We start from the raw sequence: 15,143 nt of genomic DNA, 5'->3' as shown, positions 1-15,143 counted from the left end.
TGTTCCCCTCGCCATCCGATTTCGGGAATTGCGCTGTGAATTACCACGGGAGTTGATTAGGAGCGCAGTTGCGCGCCCCTATCCTGCATGGCTGCAATGACCTGCTGTGCCCAGGCCTGCAGATCTTCGTCGCGCAGCGTGCGCTCGTGCGACTGAAAGACGGTGCCGAGCAGCAGCGAATAATGGCCGGCGGCGACGCGCTCGCCGCGCAGAATTTCGCGCGGAGCGAAGCTGCGCAACTCGGGGATGGGCAGCGCGACGATGGCCTCGGCAAGCTGGCCCCAGGAAACGGCGTCGGGCACCAGGAAGGAGAAGTCGCGCCGCACGGCCTGGTAGCGCGATAGCTCCTCGATGACCGGCGTGCGCAGGGATTGCTTGTAGAGGCGGTCCAGATAAAGCTCGCCCACAAGCACCGTCTGCTTGACCTTGCGGCGCTCGGCCTCGGCCGGGTGCAACTGGCCAAAGTAGCCGACCGTGGCTCCGTCGATCACCGCGCGGGCGCTGCGGCCCGGGTGCAACCAGGCAGGCATCAGGCCGGATTCGGCAGGGAAGCGGTCAAAGTAAAGCGAGCGCGCCGTGAAGCTGTGCAGCAGCTCTTGGAGCGTGCCCTTGAGGTCGTAGAAGTCCACCTCGCCCGCGCCAAAGGGCCGGCCCGTCGCGCCAATGGCGAGCGCGGGGCGCTCGTCCACCTTCTCGGTCGAGCCGGTGAAGACGGTGCCGATCTCAAAGAGCGCGACGCTCTCCACATCGCGGCTGAGATTGTTGGCCAGCATGGTCAGCATGCCCGGCAGCAGCGAGGGGCGCAGCATGCCCGCCTCTTCACTCAGCGGATTGCCGACGGCCACTGCCGAATTGGGCTCGCGGCAAAACGCAAGCGCATCGGCCTCGGCGCAGAAGGTCGAGGAGATGGCTTCATTCCAGCCGAGGCCGAGCAGCTTGCCGCGCAGAGTGGCCTCTTTGGCGGCCCAGGGCAGCTCCACCACGGAACCGGCGAAGGTGGGCAGCGTGTTCTGGAATCGGTTGTAGCCGTAGACGCGCGCGATCTCTTCGAGCAGGTCAATTTCGCGTTCGAGGTCGAGCCGCCAACTGGGCAGCGTGACGGAGTAGCTTTGCTCGCCCGATTTCTCAAGCGTGCAGCCGAGGCCGGTCAGAATGCCTTCGGCATCCGCGGCGGTGATGCCTTGCGGGTCCTCGGTCGCGCCGAGGATGCGTGCAATCTCGGGCACGGCAAAGGAGACAGCCGCGCGCTTCGCGGTGCGGGCTTCGGCTTCAGGAATCAGCACGTCCACCAGCTCGCCTTCGATGTGTCCACCGGCTTCGAGAATGATGCGGCTGACGAGCGCATTGGCTAAGGGCGGCGCGTTGAAGTCGGCTCCGCGCTCAAAGCGGTGCGAGGCGTCGGTGTGAATGCCATGACGGCGCGAGGAGCGGCGCACGGTGTTCTGATCAAACCACGCAGCCTCGACGAGAATGTTTTTGGTGCTGGCGGAGATGGCCGTGTCGAGGCCGCCCATGACTCCGGCGAGGCCGACGGCCTTCTTTTCATCGGCCACCACGAGGTCGTCGGGGTCGAGCGTGCGCTCCACGCCGTCGAGGGTGACGAGCTTTTCGCCTTTGCGCGCGCGGCGCACGACGATGCCGCCTTCGAGCTTGTCGAGATCAAAGGCATGCGTGGGATGGCCCATGCCGAGCGTGACGAAGTTGGTGGCATCGACGGCGTTGGAGATGAGCTTCTGCTCGAGCGCGGCAAAGCGCTCGGCCACGATGCCGTGCGAGGGCTGGATGGTGACGCCGCGCAGCACCCGCGCGGTGAAGCGGCCGCAGAGCGTGGGCTCTTCGATGCGGACGGGGAATGCGGAGCCCGGTTTTGGCGCGGGCAGAGAGCCGTCCAGCGGCTTGAGCGCGCAGCCAAAAATGATGCTGGCTTCGCGGGCCACGCCGTAGTGATTCATGGCGTCGACGCGGTTGGTGGTGACGTCCATCTCGAACACAGAGCCATGAGCGCCGAGGTCGAAGACACCATCGACGGCGATGCCGCGCAGGGTGAGTGCATCTGCGAGTTCAGCATCGCTAATGGAAGGCAGAGCTACGTAATCGCGGAGCCATTGAGTCAGAATGCGCATAGCAAGTTGGCAAGTTAGCAGGTCAGCCAGTCAGCGGGTCAGCGGTCCAGGACCGCGAGTAATCCATTCAGCATTTTCCCAATTTCCTGACAGCTTTCGAGCAAGTCCCTTTCTGATTCGGCCTGCAGATAATCCAATCTACGGGCAAGTTCAATTTGCGTTTCCAATTCGTATAAAGAACCACGCGCCTGCCCGAGGAACAGCCGCATGTTGCCATCGGTCAATCGCCCGTGGCCTTCAGCAATGTTGCTCGGAACAGACACCGCTGACCGTCTCATTTGGGCTGTCAACCCAAAGACTTCATTCTTGGGGAAGCCCTCAGTGGCGCGATAGAGCTCTTGCGTCAGCGTCATTGCCTTTTGCCAGACCAGCAAGTCGCGAAAATGCCGAGTCCGGGGCTTGTCTTTCAGGCTGACTTGCTGACTCGCTGCTGTTTCGCTGGCTGGCTGCTTCATCCAAACTGCTCCAGAAATCGCTGATCGCCGCCGTAGAGCAGGCCGATGTCGCTGATGCCGTACTTCATCATGGCGATGCGGTCGACGCCCATGCCAAAGGCGAACCCGCTGATCTTCTTCGGGTCATAGCCGGGCTGCTTCTGCTGCACAAAGCCGAAGACCGCGGGGTCCACCATGCCGCAGCCGAGCAGTTCAATCCAGCCGGAGTGCTTGCACTTGCGGCAGCCCTTGCCGCCGCAGAAGGGGCAACTGATCTGCACGTCGGCGCTCGGCTCGGTGAAGGGGAAGAACGACGGGAAGAAGCGCGTTTTGACGCTTGTGCCGAAGAGTTCCTTCATCGCGTGGTCAAGCGTGCCCTTCAGGTCAGAGAAGGTGATGTTGGTGTCCACGCAGAGCCCCTCCACCTGGTGGAAGATGGGCGAGTGCGTGGCATCGGCCGCGTCGTTGCGATGCACCTTGCCGGGGATGACGATGCGCACGGGCGGCGGCTGCTGCTCCATGGTGCGAATCTGCACGGGCGAGGTGTGGGTGCGCATCAGCAGGCGGTCGCGCAGGGGCTTGCGCTCCTGCTGGGCGACGACGAGCGTGTCCTGGGTGTCGCGGGCCGGGTGGTTTGGCGGAAAGTTGAGCGACTCAAAGTTGTAGTAGTCGGTCTCGACCTCAGGGCCGACGCCGACCGAATAGCCCATGCGCTGGAAAATCGAGACGATCTCATTGAGCGTCTTGATGAGCGGATGCTCGGCGCCGAGGCGGCGCGCGCGGCCGGGCAGCGTGATGTCAATGGCTTCGGCATCGAGCGCCGAGGCAGAGGACGCGCTGCTGGCGTCGTCCAGGCGCGCTTCCACCTGCGCCTTGAGCGCGTTGAAGCGTTGGCCCAGCAGCTTCTTGGCTTCCACGGGCGCGGCCTTGAGCCAGGCATCGCTCACGGCCTTGAGGCGGCCCTGCTTGCGGCCCAGCCAGTGCAGGCGAAAGGCCTCGACGGCTTCGGCGGAAGTGGCGTCGAGCGCGGCGGCAGAGCTTTCCACCTCGCGCATGAGCGCGGCAAAGGCGGCATCCAGTTCAGCTTCGGTCCACCCGGTGAGGGATGGGATCGGTTGGTCGGACATAGTCATTGTCGAGGATAAATCAGGACGGGCCGGCCGAAACGATTCCCGGCCCTCGTCCGTCTAAACTAGTGCCATGATCCGTACTTACCAGGGGCGCACGCCCGTCGTTCCCGATAGCTGCTACATCGACCTCTCCGCGCAGGTGATTGGCGACGTGGTGCTCGGCGCCAACTCCAGCGTGTGGATGAATGCCGTGGTGCGCGGCGACGTGAATGCCATTCGCATCGGGGCCAACAGCAACGTGCAGGACTGCGCCGTGCTGCACGGCATGCGCTACACCTATCCCGTGCATGTGGGCGACTGGGTGACGATTGGCCATAACGCCACCGTGCATGGCTGCGTGATTGAAGACGCCTGCCTGATCGGCATGGGCTGCACGATCCTGAATGGCGCGCGCATCGGCGAGGGCAGCATCATCGCGGCCGGGGCGCTGATTCCCGAGCGGGTCGTGATTCCGCCGCGCTCGCTGGTCACCGGCGTGCCGGGCAAGGTGCGCCGCTCGCTCGGAGACACCGACCGTGAGCTGATTCTGACCTACGCCAAAAACTACCTGGACTACACCCGCATCTACCTTGCGGAACAGGGGCTCGCGGAACAGGGGCTGGACGAGCAAAAGGGCTGAAAAGCAAAGCGCCCGCATTCGTGAGAATGCGGAGCGCCGGGATACCGTGAGTTGCCTGCGGAAAGCAGCTACTTCACACGCAGGTCGATGTGGATGGTCTTGCGGTTGTCAAAAGAGCTGATCGACTTGGTGTCGCCCTTTTTGCCCTTGTAGGCGACCCAGATGGAGTAGTCCACACCGGCCGGGGCATAGCTGAAAATGAAGGAGCCGTTCTTCTCGCTGATGTAGGTGAGAATGTTGCTCGTCTGCGTGTTCTTGAGGTACACGATGGCGCCCTGCAGCGGTTGGCCGCTGCCATTGGTGACCACGCCCTCAATCGTCCACGTGCCGCTCGACTGCGCGCGGGCCACGGGGGCGGCGGCCAGCAGAATCGCGATCAGGCCAAACAGAATGCTGCGCAGAGCGCCGCGGCGGCTGAGCATTATTCTTCCTCCTCTTCGTCTTCTGAAAAGACTTCGTCTTCTTCATCGTAGTCCTCATCGACCTTGGCCAGTTCGATGGGGTCAACCGCGACCACCTCAAATTCGGTGCCGCATTCGTCGCAGACCACCACGTCGCCTTCGTCTACGTCCTCTTCGTCAAAGTCGAGAGGGTTTTCGCATTCCGAACAAATCGGCATATATTCCTCCTGCTATTGCTGACCGTGCAGAGTATGGTTTTGTCATCCGGCTGTTTTGCGGTTATAACTGCAAAACGCTGGTTTCAGGCTGCAACATCGTTAGTGTTGAAAGAAAGTCGGGGCTGCGTCAAGCAGCCTGGGGAACAGGCTTGCCAGCGCATCAGCCTCCGGAGATTTTCGCATGATTCTTGCGTTGTACCGTTCGCATTTTCGCCGTTTCTGTCTCGGTTTCGGATTCCTTCCGGCTTTCCTGTTCTGTGCTGGAGCTCTTCCGGCCCACGCCCAGCACCGCGACCTGAACCAGGCAGGACAGCCGATCCCCGCCATGCAACCGGATGTCGCTATCGTAGACGCACTCCAGCACGTTTCCGTCGCAAAGATTCGTCATACGATTCACAAATTAGTTTCGTTCCATACCCGCAGCACGCTTTCGATGATGGATGCCGATCTGCCACAGGGGCAGGGCATCAAACCTGCCATCGACTGGGTGACTGCGCAATTTGACGCCTATTCCAGGGCATGCGGCGGATGCCTGGTCGTCAAGCACACCAGCTATACCCAGATGCCGGGCAAAACCGGCTATCTGAAGCGCATTCCAGGGCCGACGACGATCACCGATACCTACGCGGTTCTGAAGGGCACGGACCCGGCGCAGGCCAATCGGGTCATCCTGGTGTCGGGGCATCTGGACTCGCGTGACAGCGACAACTTTGATTCGCACGGCGCCGCGCCCGGAGCCAACGACGACGGCAGCGGCACGGCGGTAACGCTTGAGTGCGCGCGTGTGCTCTCGAAGATGCGATTTCCGGCCACGCTGGTCTTCGTAGTCGAAGACGGCGAGGAGCAGGGGCTGTTTGGCAGCAAGCACATGGCCGAGCAGGCCAAAAAGTGGGGCTGGCAGATCGAGGGCGTGCTCAACAACGACATTGTGGGCGGCGACACCACGCCCGGCCACACGGCTCTGCAGGATCACAGCGTGGTGCGGCTCTTCTCAGAGCCGGTGCCGGCCAATGCCACGCCGCAGCAGATTCGCGAGCTGCTCATGCTCGGCTATGACAGCGACTCGCCCTCACGCGAGCTGGCCCGCGCCGTGGTCAACGTGGCCCGCAGCTACACCGAGGCTGATGGCCTGAAAAATGACGAAACCCAAACCGCCGCGCTGCGCCCGGTGATGGAGTTTCGCCTGGACCGCTTTTTGCGTGGCGGCGACCACTACTCCTTCAATCAGGAAGGGTTTGCGGCGGTGCGCTTCACCGAGTGGCGCGAGAACTTCCATCACCAGCACCAGAATGTGCGCGTGGAAAACGGCATTCAGTATGGCGATCTGCCGCAGTTTGTGAACTACCCCTACGTGGCGCACGTGGCCCGGCTCAACGCCGCGTCCATGGCCTCGCTGGCAACGGCTCCGCCGCCGCCGGCTGACGTGAAGATTGTGGTCAGCGAACTGGACAACAACTCGACGTTGAAGTGGAAGGCCGGCGCGGGAGCGCCTTCGTCCACGCACTACTGGATCGTGTGGCGGCCCACGGCCTCGCCGAACTGGACCCGCGAGATTCCGGCAGCCAAGCTGGCCGGCGTGAAGAACGGAGCCTATCAGGCCAGTGCGGACGGCAGCTACACGGCGACGCTCCCGATCTCAAAGGACAACGTGATCTTCGGCGTCGAGTCCGTTGGCCCGCACGGGCAGCGCAGCCTGGCTGTGGTGCCGATGCCGACGCGGTAAGAGCGAGTCAGCGAGTCAGCCCTCAGTGGTTGCGAAATTCACGGCTAATTTGCTGACCCGCTGACCCGCTGACCTGCTAACTCGCTTGGTGAGACAATCTCTGCATGGCACGCTTTGGGTCGCGCTCCGGCGGCATTTTGAACTTTGGCGACTTTCGCGGATTCACTCGCGATCTGGTGCTCTGGAATCTGGGCGCGTATTTTCTGCTGGCCTTGCTGGGGCTGGCTTCGCCGCATGGCTATGCGGTGGTGTTTGACGCGCTGGCGCTCACGCCGGGGCTCTTTCTGCATGGCTGGATCTGGCAGATTGCCACCTACCCGTTTCTGCACGCGGGCATTCTGAACACGGCCTTTGAGCTGCTGTCGCTGTGGTTTCTGGGCAGCTTTCTTGAGTCGAACCACGGCGCGCGCTGGCTCATGGAGATCTTCGCGGTCTCCGCGCTGGGTGCGGGCATCGCGGCCATTCTGATGGCGCTGGCCCTGCACGCGCCGGTGACGGTGATTGGCTGCTGGGGCGCGATCTTTGGGCTGCTGATTGCCTTTGGCGTGCTCTATGCCGACACCGAGTTCATGATGTTTCCGCTGCCGATGCTCATCAAGGCGAAGTATCTGGTCGCGGTGTACATGCTGATCGCGCTCGCGATGCTGTTCTCTACCGACAAGGTGTTCGCCTTCTCGCAACTCGGCGGCGCGCTCTTCGGCTACTTCTACATTCGCTTTGCGCCACGGCGCGGCATCACCACCGCGGGCAGCAAGCAGTACTTTGACTGGCGCAACCGCTACTATCGCTGGAAGCGCAAGCAGGCCGCGAAGAAGTTTCAGGTCTACATGAAGAAGCAGAACCGCGACGTGAACTTCGACTCCGAAGGCCGCTACGTGGACCCGGATAAAGACCCGAACGACCGCAGCCGCTGGAATTAAGCCCTAAGCGGTCAGGCCGGCTCTGAATCCATCAGCAGATAATCCATTTTCAGTGAATGTTCAAAGCCTGCCCGGCGCACGGCCGTACCGAGCTGCGCATAATGGCGAATGCTGTGCAGCATGGCGTGAAAAAGAATGGCCCGCCGCGAAGCAAGGCGCCGGCCGGCTGTGATCGTAGGGAACTCGATCTTCTGCGCCCAGTCGATGGTGGGGTCTTCTACCAGAGTGCGCAACACGGCAACGGCGTGGTCATGGATGGCAAAGATCTGCTCGCTCGTGTTGGCCGGTACCTGGTTGTAATCGCCGGCAGGAAGCCCGGCCAGCAATTCCGCATAGCGCAGTTCCGTAATCGACAGATGGCGCAGCAGGCCGCTGCAGGTCCCGGTCCCGGCTACATCGCATGGAGCATCCAGGATGGCGGGAGTGGCAAGGCACAGATCTCGCCATTGCCGGGCGGTAGCGTCGTTCCAGGCGATCAGTTCGGCTGCGGTCATCGAAGAGTTCATGAAGTTGTTTATAAAACAAAAAAAGGGCCCCTCGGGTGAGGGGCCAATCTGCCTTGGTTCTCTCGTTGTGTGAGAGCTGGTTTGCGGTGGCCGGGCACTGGCCCGGACGGTGGGGAACCGCGTTCTTCTGACGGCGTGTTCCTTGCCCGCGAATCTTTTGTCTGCCTCTCGCGGCTCCCCTGTGGGATGCGTGGTTCTTACCGCTTGAGGTGAGAGGGCCCGAACTTTTGAGAAGAAAAGATCTCTTCACTGTTTGGTTCGTCCCTGACGACCAATAGAAAGCACTCGTCGTGCCAAACTCACAGGCATCCTGAGGAAAAAGGTGGCTATTCCATCTCATCAAGTACTTACGGGGCGCTTACAGGCGTTCCCTGCGTGGGGAGGTTGCCAAAGCGCCTGAGACGTGGCTGGAGTATAGGCTTGAGAGCGCCGCCGAGCGTGCAAAAATTACACAGTCAGCCGAGGCCGGCGTGTAATTCTGCGCAGGCGTGCGAGAGGGCGGGCAGAAATTTCCGCGCGGCGCACCGTGCGGAAGTGTGGGACGGAGATGCGCAGATTCTTATTGCGTATCGACCTGCACGATGCGCAGCTCGGGCGGACTCTGATCCCAGCTATCGCTCATTTGATCCGCGATCAGACGAAACTCAGCGCTCTTGCCCGGCTGGATAGGCGCAGAGCTGACCGGCTCGGTATCCACATAGGGCACCCGCGTGCGAATGAGATTGAGCGAGAGATTGCTGACCTGTGTGGTCTTGTGGTCAAAGTCATGAAAGACGGCCTGCACGGTCACGCCGGTGACGGTCTTGCGGCCGGTGTTGGTGATGGTGCCGTCAATGTAGGTGGCCGTGCCGACCATGCTGCCGGCCTGGCTCAACTGCACATTGGAGATGGTCAGGTGCGAGGCATATGGGGCCAGCGCGGCCTCGCCGTTGGGCAATATCTTCGCCTTTTGGGAGAAGTTGTAGAACCCGATCAGACCCACAATCACCAGCACCGCTCCGGCGGCGATGAGCCAGGGCAGCCGCGAGGGCTTCTCCCGGGGCGGCGGCGTGAACATCGAGGACGCGGACTGCGGGGATGGTGTAGGGTCGGGCATCGAAACGATTTTACATCTGCATGAGAGCCGCCCGCGCCGGGGTAACGACTGTGGTGATGGCGGCGTATGATTTGCCGATGAATTTTGTGCCAACCGCGCATCTTGCGCGCATCCTAGGTGTCAACAAGGGCAGAACAGGAAACAGGGAAGGGCAAAAACAAAAATGCCAACGATCCTCCACAGCAAGCCAGAAAAAGGAAGCGTCCTTATGCGGACTTCTGCGGATTATGCCTATCAGGTGGGAACGGCAATTGCCGTCCTGCTGCTGGTGTTGAGCACGCTTCGCGTCCTTTAGTCACTGCCGGCCGAAGCAAATTTGGCGCGATACACAAAGCGGGACCATGGCCTCAATCCGCGTTCGGTCTCCTGTTGCATCCACTCGCGCACCGGCACATGGAAGCCCGTCTTCGGCCGATGGAGAATGCTGGCGGGCAGCGGCCTGCTGAGGCATTCGGCATAGGCGGGCTTGCGCGGAAAAAATCGGCTCGCGCGCAGCGGCGCCAGTTGGCGAAGCAGAAACATATCCACAAAGGGCACGCGTATCTCCACGGAATGCGCCATTCCAGCCCAGTCGGCATCCCGCAGTAGTTGGCTGCGCATGTAATAGGTCATCTCCAGCGCGGAGATGCGCAGAAAGTCAGCTTGGCCGCTTTCGGCGAAGGGCAGTCTGTCCACGAGATGAACGAGCGCATTCATGGCGGGAATGGAGTGCAACTGCTCCCACCCGGCGCGCACCAGATCCGCATCAAGAAACGCGGGCAGCTCCCAGGGCATGTAAAGGCCGCGGCGCAGCAGATAGGCTCCTCCCCATGTGCCGCCATATTCAAACAAGCCTGCGTATTTTGCAGAGGTAAAGCGGCGCATGACGCCAGCCGTGAGGATGCGCCAGCCGCGCCCTAGAAACGGAGCATGGGCCAGAGGCGCCAGGGCATGCACGGTTTGAGGAATCTGCTGAAAACTGGGATAGCCGCCAAAGACCTCATCGCCGCCAATTCCGCTGAGCGCGACCTTAAACCCGAATTGCCGAGCCAGCCAACTCACCAGGTAGGTGTTGACTCCATCGATGGTCGGCTGATCCATCTGCTCAAGGATGCGGTCGCGATGCTCCAGAAAAAATGGCTGCCCGATGTATTGCGGGTGGTTGGGCGTGTCGTAATGCCTTGCGATGATCTGGGCGAGTGGAACCTCATCGTTCTCAGAGCCACGAAGCATGTCAAAACCCAGAGTCAGCGTGGTGGCCGGCAGACCCTGCTCCGCGCTCAAAGCCGTTATGACCGAGGAATCAATTCCCGCGGAGAGAAAGATAGCGCACGGAACATCGGCCGTTTGATGCGCGCGCACACTCCCGGCCAATGCCGCGTGCAGGCGCGATTTACATTCCGCATCGCTACCGGGCATTTCTTCCAGTCGATATTGGCCAAACTCCTCCACGGGAGAGGCAAACTTTCTTACGGTCGTTTCACCGCTTCTGTCTACGGTCATCCAGTGGCCGGCCGGCAGGCAATGAATGCCGCGATAGAGCGTGTAAGGTTCCGGCACCGATCCCCATAGAAAGAAGCCGACATGCCCGGCAGGTTGTTCGCTGAGGTCAAGGCCCGGCACTGTGAGCAGGGCCCTCACCTGCGATGCAAAGTACAGCCGCTCGCGGCTCCTCGCATAGTAAAGAGGCTTGATGCCGAGAGGGTCGCGCGCAAGAAACGCCCGTTGCTCCGGCTCGTCCCAGATGGCGAACGCGTACATGCCGCGCAGCCTCGGCAACATGGCCGGACCATACTGGGCAAACATCTGCAACAGCACTTCGGTGTCGCCTGTGGTGTGAAAGCGCACGCCACGGCCTGTCAACTCGCTGCGCAATTCTGCGTAGTTATAAATCTCTCCGTTAAAAACGATGGCGTAGCGGCCATCGTCTGAAATCATTGGCTGATCTGCGCGGGAGTGAAGATCAATGATCGAGAGCCGCCGGTGATCGAGTGCGGCATGCCGTCCGGGAGAAATCCAACGGTTGTGAGCATCCGGGCCTCGAGAGGCCAATGCTTGTGAAAGCGTGTCGGGTCGTGACGACAGGCCGACAACATCTTCGGCAGTAGAAAAGGAAATAAGTCCGGCAATCCCACACATGGTGGAGGAACTCCTCGCGGGGGCAAGAGGATAACTGCTGTGTGAGTGTATCCCTGCGATATGTAAGTCTTCTGTGACGCAGGATATTTATTTTGTGGAAAAAAGACGCAGAGATGACCTCCCGTTCATCTCTGGCAGCCCGGCCCCGAAATCGCGCAATACCCTTTATTTATTTTTATTTAGGAGGATTCACGAGTCCCGCTGCGGTCGTGTACCACTCGGTTACGAGAGGGCTGTTTTGAACTTTCGTCAAAATCATAGAATCATTCGGAATTTTGCGAGGAAACGGCGCAAATGTATCTCTTCTAAGCGTAAAGAGATGCTTTTCAGTGTGTCTGAAGGTATCTTTTCAGATAATGACAAGAGCTGCTATGAGTAGCTCTCTGGAGTTAGCTGAAGCGTGCGCGGCCGACGCCCTGGCGGAAGTCGCTGCCGCGCATCTCGATGGCCACGCACATCTCTGAGAGCCGTGAGCGCATGCGCTCGCCGATGCGGTCGCCCAGCGTCTCTTCGCGCGCGCCTCGGCTGGCCGTGCCGCCGGGCGGCAGATCGGCATAGTTGGTGGTGATGATGGTGGTGCGTTTGTCGTTGTAACGCGTGTTGAGAATCAGCGCCACCGTATCCCAGGCCCATTCGGTGGGCTTGGCCGCGCCCAGCTCGTCGAGCACCAGCACCTCGGCCTCAAAGACCGGGCGCAGAATCTGCAGCTCCGTGGTGTTCGACTGCGCGTTGTAGGAGTGCTGAATCTCCTTGAGCAGCTCGCGGTAATCGCAGAAGAGCCCCTGCACGCTTTTTTCGCGAATGAGCGCCATCAGCATGCCCACGGCCAGATGCGTTTTGCCCACGCCGATGTGGCCGGTCAGCAGCAGGCCGCGGCCCTCGGTGGTGACCGGGTAGCCGTCTACAAAGCGCTGGGCCATCAGGTGCGCCTGGCGCAAGGTGGGGTCCATGCTGGGGGTGACGGCGTAGCTCTCAAGGTTGCAGTGCTCATAGCGGCGCGGAATGCGCGCGCGTTCAAAAAGCCGCGCGAGGCGCAGCGTCTGCCGGCACTCACAGGGCTCGGCGGCGGTGCGGCCATCGGGCTGCGCAATGACGCGCATGCCCATGCCATCGCAGAGCGGACAGACCGGAGTGGTTGCGGCAGCCATCGCTTCTAGTATCGCAGCTTGGCGGGGCGATGTTGATGGTGGAAATGCGGGGCAGTTGTGTGCGGAGGCACATGCCTGGGTCTACGGCGTCAGTCCAGCTCGCGAAGGCGGCGGGTGATCTCCTGCGCGTGGCGGGTGAGCTGCAGGGCGTCTTCCATGCGGCCGGTGCGCTCGGCTTCGAGGATCGAGCCGCGCAGCTCGCGCTGCTGCTGCTCGAGCGCGAGGCGGCGAACGGTCAGCATGGCGGCCTCCACCTCTGCGGAGGCGGGCTCGGCATCGTGTACCGAGACAAAAAGGCTGGCCAGCATCTGCTTCTGCTGCGGCTCCTGCATGGCGGCCAGAGGATCGATGCCGGCCTCGCGCGCGCGCAGCAGGTGGACCATCTGCTGCACGTCTTCGCGAATGCGGGCAAAGTCTTCGCTGTGGCGGGCGAGCGCGGCCTCGGCGGTGTGGCGGGCCTCGCTGCCGGGCGCGGCGGCAAAGGCCATGAGCAGAATCTGCTCGGCGCGCGTCAGCGGATAGGCCTGCGCGCTGGCCACAAAGTCGCGGCGCTTGGCCACGGCCTGCTTGAGCTCCTCGCGCATCAGCGAGGAGTCAATTCCCAGCGACTGCGCGGCGTCAGTCGCAAACTCGTTGCGCGCGATGGCGTTGGGCACGCGGCGAATGTGCGGCAGCAGAAAGTTCAGCGCCTTCACCTTGGCCTCGGGCGAGCGCGGCGGAAACTGCACGCGGGCGCGCTCGATCAGGTATTCCTGGTAGCGGCGCGCCGTGCGTAGCGCGTCCATGTAGGCGCGCACGCCGTTCTCGCGAATGAAGCGGTCAGGATCAAGGCCGCCGTCGAGCGTGACAATCTTGACCTCAAAGCCCTCTTCGGTAAGCAGGCCAATGGATTTCTCCGCGGCATTGGCCCCGGCCGTGTCGGGGTCAAAGTTGACGATGACGCGCTTGCTGTAGCGCGCGAGCAGCCGCGCCTGCATCTCGGTAAAGGCCGTGCCGCTGGTGGCCAGCACGTTGGTGATGCCGGCCAGATAGGCCGAGATGCAGTCCATCTGCCCCTCGACGAGCACCGCAAAGTCAGCCTCGCGAATCGCCTGCCGCGCCTTGTCGAGGTTAAACAGCACGTGGCCCTTGGAGTAGAGCGGCGTCTCGGGCGAGTTCATGTACTTGGGCCCGGCCTTTTCGCCGGACTCGAGCGCGCGCGCCGTGAAGGCGATGATGCGCCCGCCTTCGTTGGCAATGGGAAAGGTGATGCGCTTGCGAAAGCGCGAGTAGATGGGCCCGGGCTGGCCATCCTCCTGCTCCTTCCAACTGAAGAGGCCCGACTGGCGCAGCGTGTCGAGGTCGGCCATGCCCTGCAGCCGCTCGCGCAGTGCGTGAAAGGAGTCGGGCGCGTAGCCGATGCGGAAGCGCGCGATGCCCTTTTCATCGAGGCCGCGCTGGGCCAGGTAGGCGCGGGCCGCCGCGCCCTCGCCCGAGCGCAACTGCTCCTCAAACCACTGCGCCGCCGCCTCGTGCAGGTCAATGAGTTTGGCGCGCTGGCGATGCTCGGCTGCCTCTTCTGGCGAGTGGAACTCGCGCTTGGGCAGCGCGATGCCGCACTTTTGCGCGACCGTGCGCACGGCCTCGGGAAAGCTGACGTTCTCAATCTTCTGCACAAAGGTGAAGACGTCGCCCGACTGCCCGCAGCCAAAGCAGTGAAAGAACTGACGCCCGGCATGCACAGAGAAGGACGGCGTCTTCTCGGAATGAAACGGGCAGAGGCCGCTGAAGTTTTGCGCGCCGGCCTTTTTGAGGCGCACGTACTCGCCGATGATGCGGACGATATCGGCCTGCTGCTTGACGTTCTGGGCGAAGTCGCTCATCGAGCCTGCGTGCGGGTGCGCTTTGTGGCAGGTGCTGCTGCCGGGGCTGTGGGCTTGCGCATGGCTGGACGCGGTTTCCCGCTCTTGCGCGTGTGCCGGTGGGGCTCCTGATCCGCCATTTCAAAGACGAGCCGCTTGCCCAGCACATGCGCGGCGCGGGCCAGCGCTTCCAGCGAGACGGCCGTGTTGTCGGGGTCGAGCAGGCGGTCTAACTGGGAACGGCTGGTCTTGAGCTCTGCCGCCATGGCGCGCTTGGTCATCTGCTGACGCGCCATCTCCTGCTCAAACTGCCATGCCAGCACGCGCTTGGTGGCCGCGCTGATGACTTCTTCCTGCATGCCTTCTTCTTCGAGAAAGCTGTCGAAGCTCGATCCGCTGTGAATGTCCGCCGCTTTGCGATTCATTGGGAATCCTTGTTGCGAAGCCGAAGGGAGGCTTCATGAAGCGATTGATTTTTGCGCGCCAGTTCAATTTCGGCTGGCGGTGTCTTTTGCGATTTCTTGATAAAGGCGTGCAGCAGTACCATCCGGTTCTCCGCGTCCACATAGAACAGAACGCGGGCGATGCGGTTTCCGGTTAAATTCGAGCGTACTTCATAAAGTCCGTTGCCCAGAGACCGGCAAACGGGCATTCCGATGGGCCAGCCAAACTCCACCGTCTTGATGTCGATGCCGATCTGCTTGCGGTCTTCCACCGGCTGCAGACTCTTCAGCCATTCCCGCACAGGTTCGCCTCCGGCCTGAGTCCGGAAAAAGATAACCTCAATGCGCTTTTGCCCGGGAGCGCCGGAAACATTCATGCACGACCCACTTCACTGTACCATATCTGGTACAGTGCCGGTTTGC

15 protein-coding genes are annotated in these 15,143 nt (G+C 61.9%); 3 read left to right on the top strand and 12 right to left on the bottom strand.

Annotated features, from left to right (window positions below):
* Positions 1-56 precede the first annotated feature (56 nt).
* The 3 genes from pheT to pheS are packed head-to-tail and all read right to left on the bottom strand — an operon-like array spanning position 57 to position 3,690.
* Positions 57-2,123: a phenylalanine--tRNA ligase subunit beta gene (gene pheT, locus ACP_RS08770; RefSeq protein WP_015896950.1), complete on the bottom strand. Its 2,067-nt coding sequence runs from the start codon at positions 2,121-2,123 to the stop codon at positions 57-59.
* Between the two features lie 38 nt (positions 2,124-2,161).
* Positions 2,162-2,578 carry a four helix bundle protein gene (locus ACP_RS08765; protein WP_015896949.1) on the bottom strand — a complete coding sequence of 139 codons (417 nt, stop codon included), beginning with the start codon at positions 2,576-2,578 and terminating at the stop codon, positions 2,162-2,164.
* A complete protein-coding gene (gene pheS / locus ACP_RS08760) occupies positions 2,575-3,690 on the bottom strand; it encodes a phenylalanine--tRNA ligase subunit alpha (protein ID WP_015896948.1) in 1,116 nt (371 codons plus the stop codon). Before pheS ends, ACP_RS08765 begins: the two co-directional genes overlap by 4 nt.
* A gap of 67 nt (positions 3,691-3,757) precedes the next feature.
* Here pheS and ACP_RS08755 point away from each other — a divergent pair, with 67 nt between their 5' ends.
* On the top strand, positions 3,758-4,306 hold the full coding sequence (locus ACP_RS08755; RefSeq protein ID WP_015896947.1) for a gamma carbonic anhydrase family protein: 549 nt from the start codon (positions 3,758-3,760) through the stop codon (positions 4,304-4,306).
* 68 nt (positions 4,307-4,374) lie between these two features.
* Here the strand turns inward: ACP_RS08755 and ACP_RS08750 are convergent, their stop codons facing one another.
* Positions 4,375-4,728, bottom strand: a complete 354-nt coding sequence (locus tag ACP_RS08750) for a carboxypeptidase-like regulatory domain-containing protein (RefSeq protein WP_015896946.1) — start codon at positions 4,726-4,728, stop codon at positions 4,375-4,377.
* Positions 4,728-4,925 carry a hypothetical protein gene (locus ACP_RS08745; protein WP_015896945.1) on the bottom strand — a complete coding sequence of 66 codons (198 nt, stop codon included), beginning with the start codon at positions 4,923-4,925 and terminating at the stop codon, positions 4,728-4,730. The genes ACP_RS08750 and ACP_RS08745 overlap by 1 nt, the downstream gene beginning before the upstream one ends.
* 181 nt (positions 4,926-5,106) lie before the next feature.
* Between ACP_RS08745 and ACP_RS08740 the strand changes: the two genes are divergently transcribed.
* Both ACP_RS08740 and ACP_RS08735 read left to right on the top strand, forming a co-directional pair.
* On the top strand, positions 5,107-6,648 hold the full coding sequence (locus ACP_RS08740) for a M28 family metallopeptidase (protein WP_015896944.1): 1,542 nt from the start codon (positions 5,107-5,109) through the stop codon (positions 6,646-6,648).
* Between the two features lie 104 nt (positions 6,649-6,752).
* Positions 6,753-7,568 carry a rhomboid family intramembrane serine protease gene (locus ACP_RS08735; RefSeq protein WP_015896943.1) on the top strand — a complete coding sequence of 272 codons (816 nt, stop codon included), beginning with the start codon at positions 6,753-6,755 and terminating at the stop codon, positions 7,566-7,568.
* 11 nt (positions 7,569-7,579) lie between these two features.
* Here the strand turns inward: ACP_RS08735 and ACP_RS08730 are convergent, their stop codons facing one another.
* The 7 genes from ACP_RS08730 to ACP_RS08700 all read right to left on the bottom strand — a co-directional run bounded on the left by ACP_RS08730 (position 7,580) and on the right by ACP_RS08700 (position 15,097).
* The gene (locus ACP_RS08730; RefSeq protein WP_148215100.1) at positions 7,580-8,074 is read right to left on the bottom strand and encodes a DinB family protein; all 495 of its coding nucleotides are present in this window, start codon (positions 8,072-8,074) and stop codon (positions 7,580-7,582) included.
* Positions 8,075-8,633: 559 nt separating this feature from the next.
* Complete coding sequence (locus tag ACP_RS08725; protein WP_041839433.1) at positions 8,634-9,170, bottom strand: DUF2393 domain-containing protein; 537 nt, start codon at positions 9,168-9,170, stop codon at positions 8,634-8,636.
* A 291-nt stretch (positions 9,171-9,461) separates the two neighbouring features.
* The gene (gene asnB, locus ACP_RS08720; protein ID WP_015896940.1) at positions 9,462-11,288 is read right to left on the bottom strand and encodes an asparagine synthase (glutamine-hydrolyzing); all 1,827 of its coding nucleotides are present in this window, start codon (positions 11,286-11,288) and stop codon (positions 9,462-9,464) included.
* Between the two features lie 389 nt (positions 11,289-11,677).
* Positions 11,678-12,436: an ATP-binding protein gene (locus ACP_RS08715; protein ID WP_015896939.1), complete on the bottom strand. Its 759-nt coding sequence runs from the start codon at positions 12,434-12,436 to the stop codon at positions 11,678-11,680.
* A gap of 89 nt (positions 12,437-12,525) precedes the next feature.
* The gene (gene dnaG / locus ACP_RS08710; protein ID WP_015896938.1) at positions 12,526-14,298 is read right to left on the bottom strand and encodes a DNA primase; all 1,773 of its coding nucleotides are present in this window, start codon (positions 14,296-14,298) and stop codon (positions 12,526-12,528) included.
* Positions 14,295-14,702 carry an XRE family transcriptional regulator gene (locus ACP_RS08705; protein ID WP_015896937.1) on the bottom strand — a complete coding sequence of 136 codons (408 nt, stop codon included), beginning with the start codon at positions 14,700-14,702 and terminating at the stop codon, positions 14,295-14,297. The genes dnaG and ACP_RS08705 overlap by 4 nt, the downstream gene beginning before the upstream one ends.
* Entirely contained in the window at positions 14,699-15,097 is a 399-nt protein-coding gene (locus tag ACP_RS08700; RefSeq protein WP_015896936.1) for a type II toxin-antitoxin system RelE/ParE family toxin, read from the bottom strand. Before ACP_RS08700 ends, ACP_RS08705 begins: the two co-directional genes overlap by 4 nt.
* Positions 15,098-15,143 lie beyond the last annotated feature (46 nt).

The sequence above is a fragment of the Acidobacterium capsulatum ATCC 51196 genome (assembly GCF_000022565.1).
Lineage (GTDB): Bacteria > Acidobacteriota > Terriglobia > Terriglobales > Acidobacteriaceae > Acidobacterium > Acidobacterium capsulatum.
This window is presented reverse-complemented; position numbering and strand designations above follow the sequence as displayed.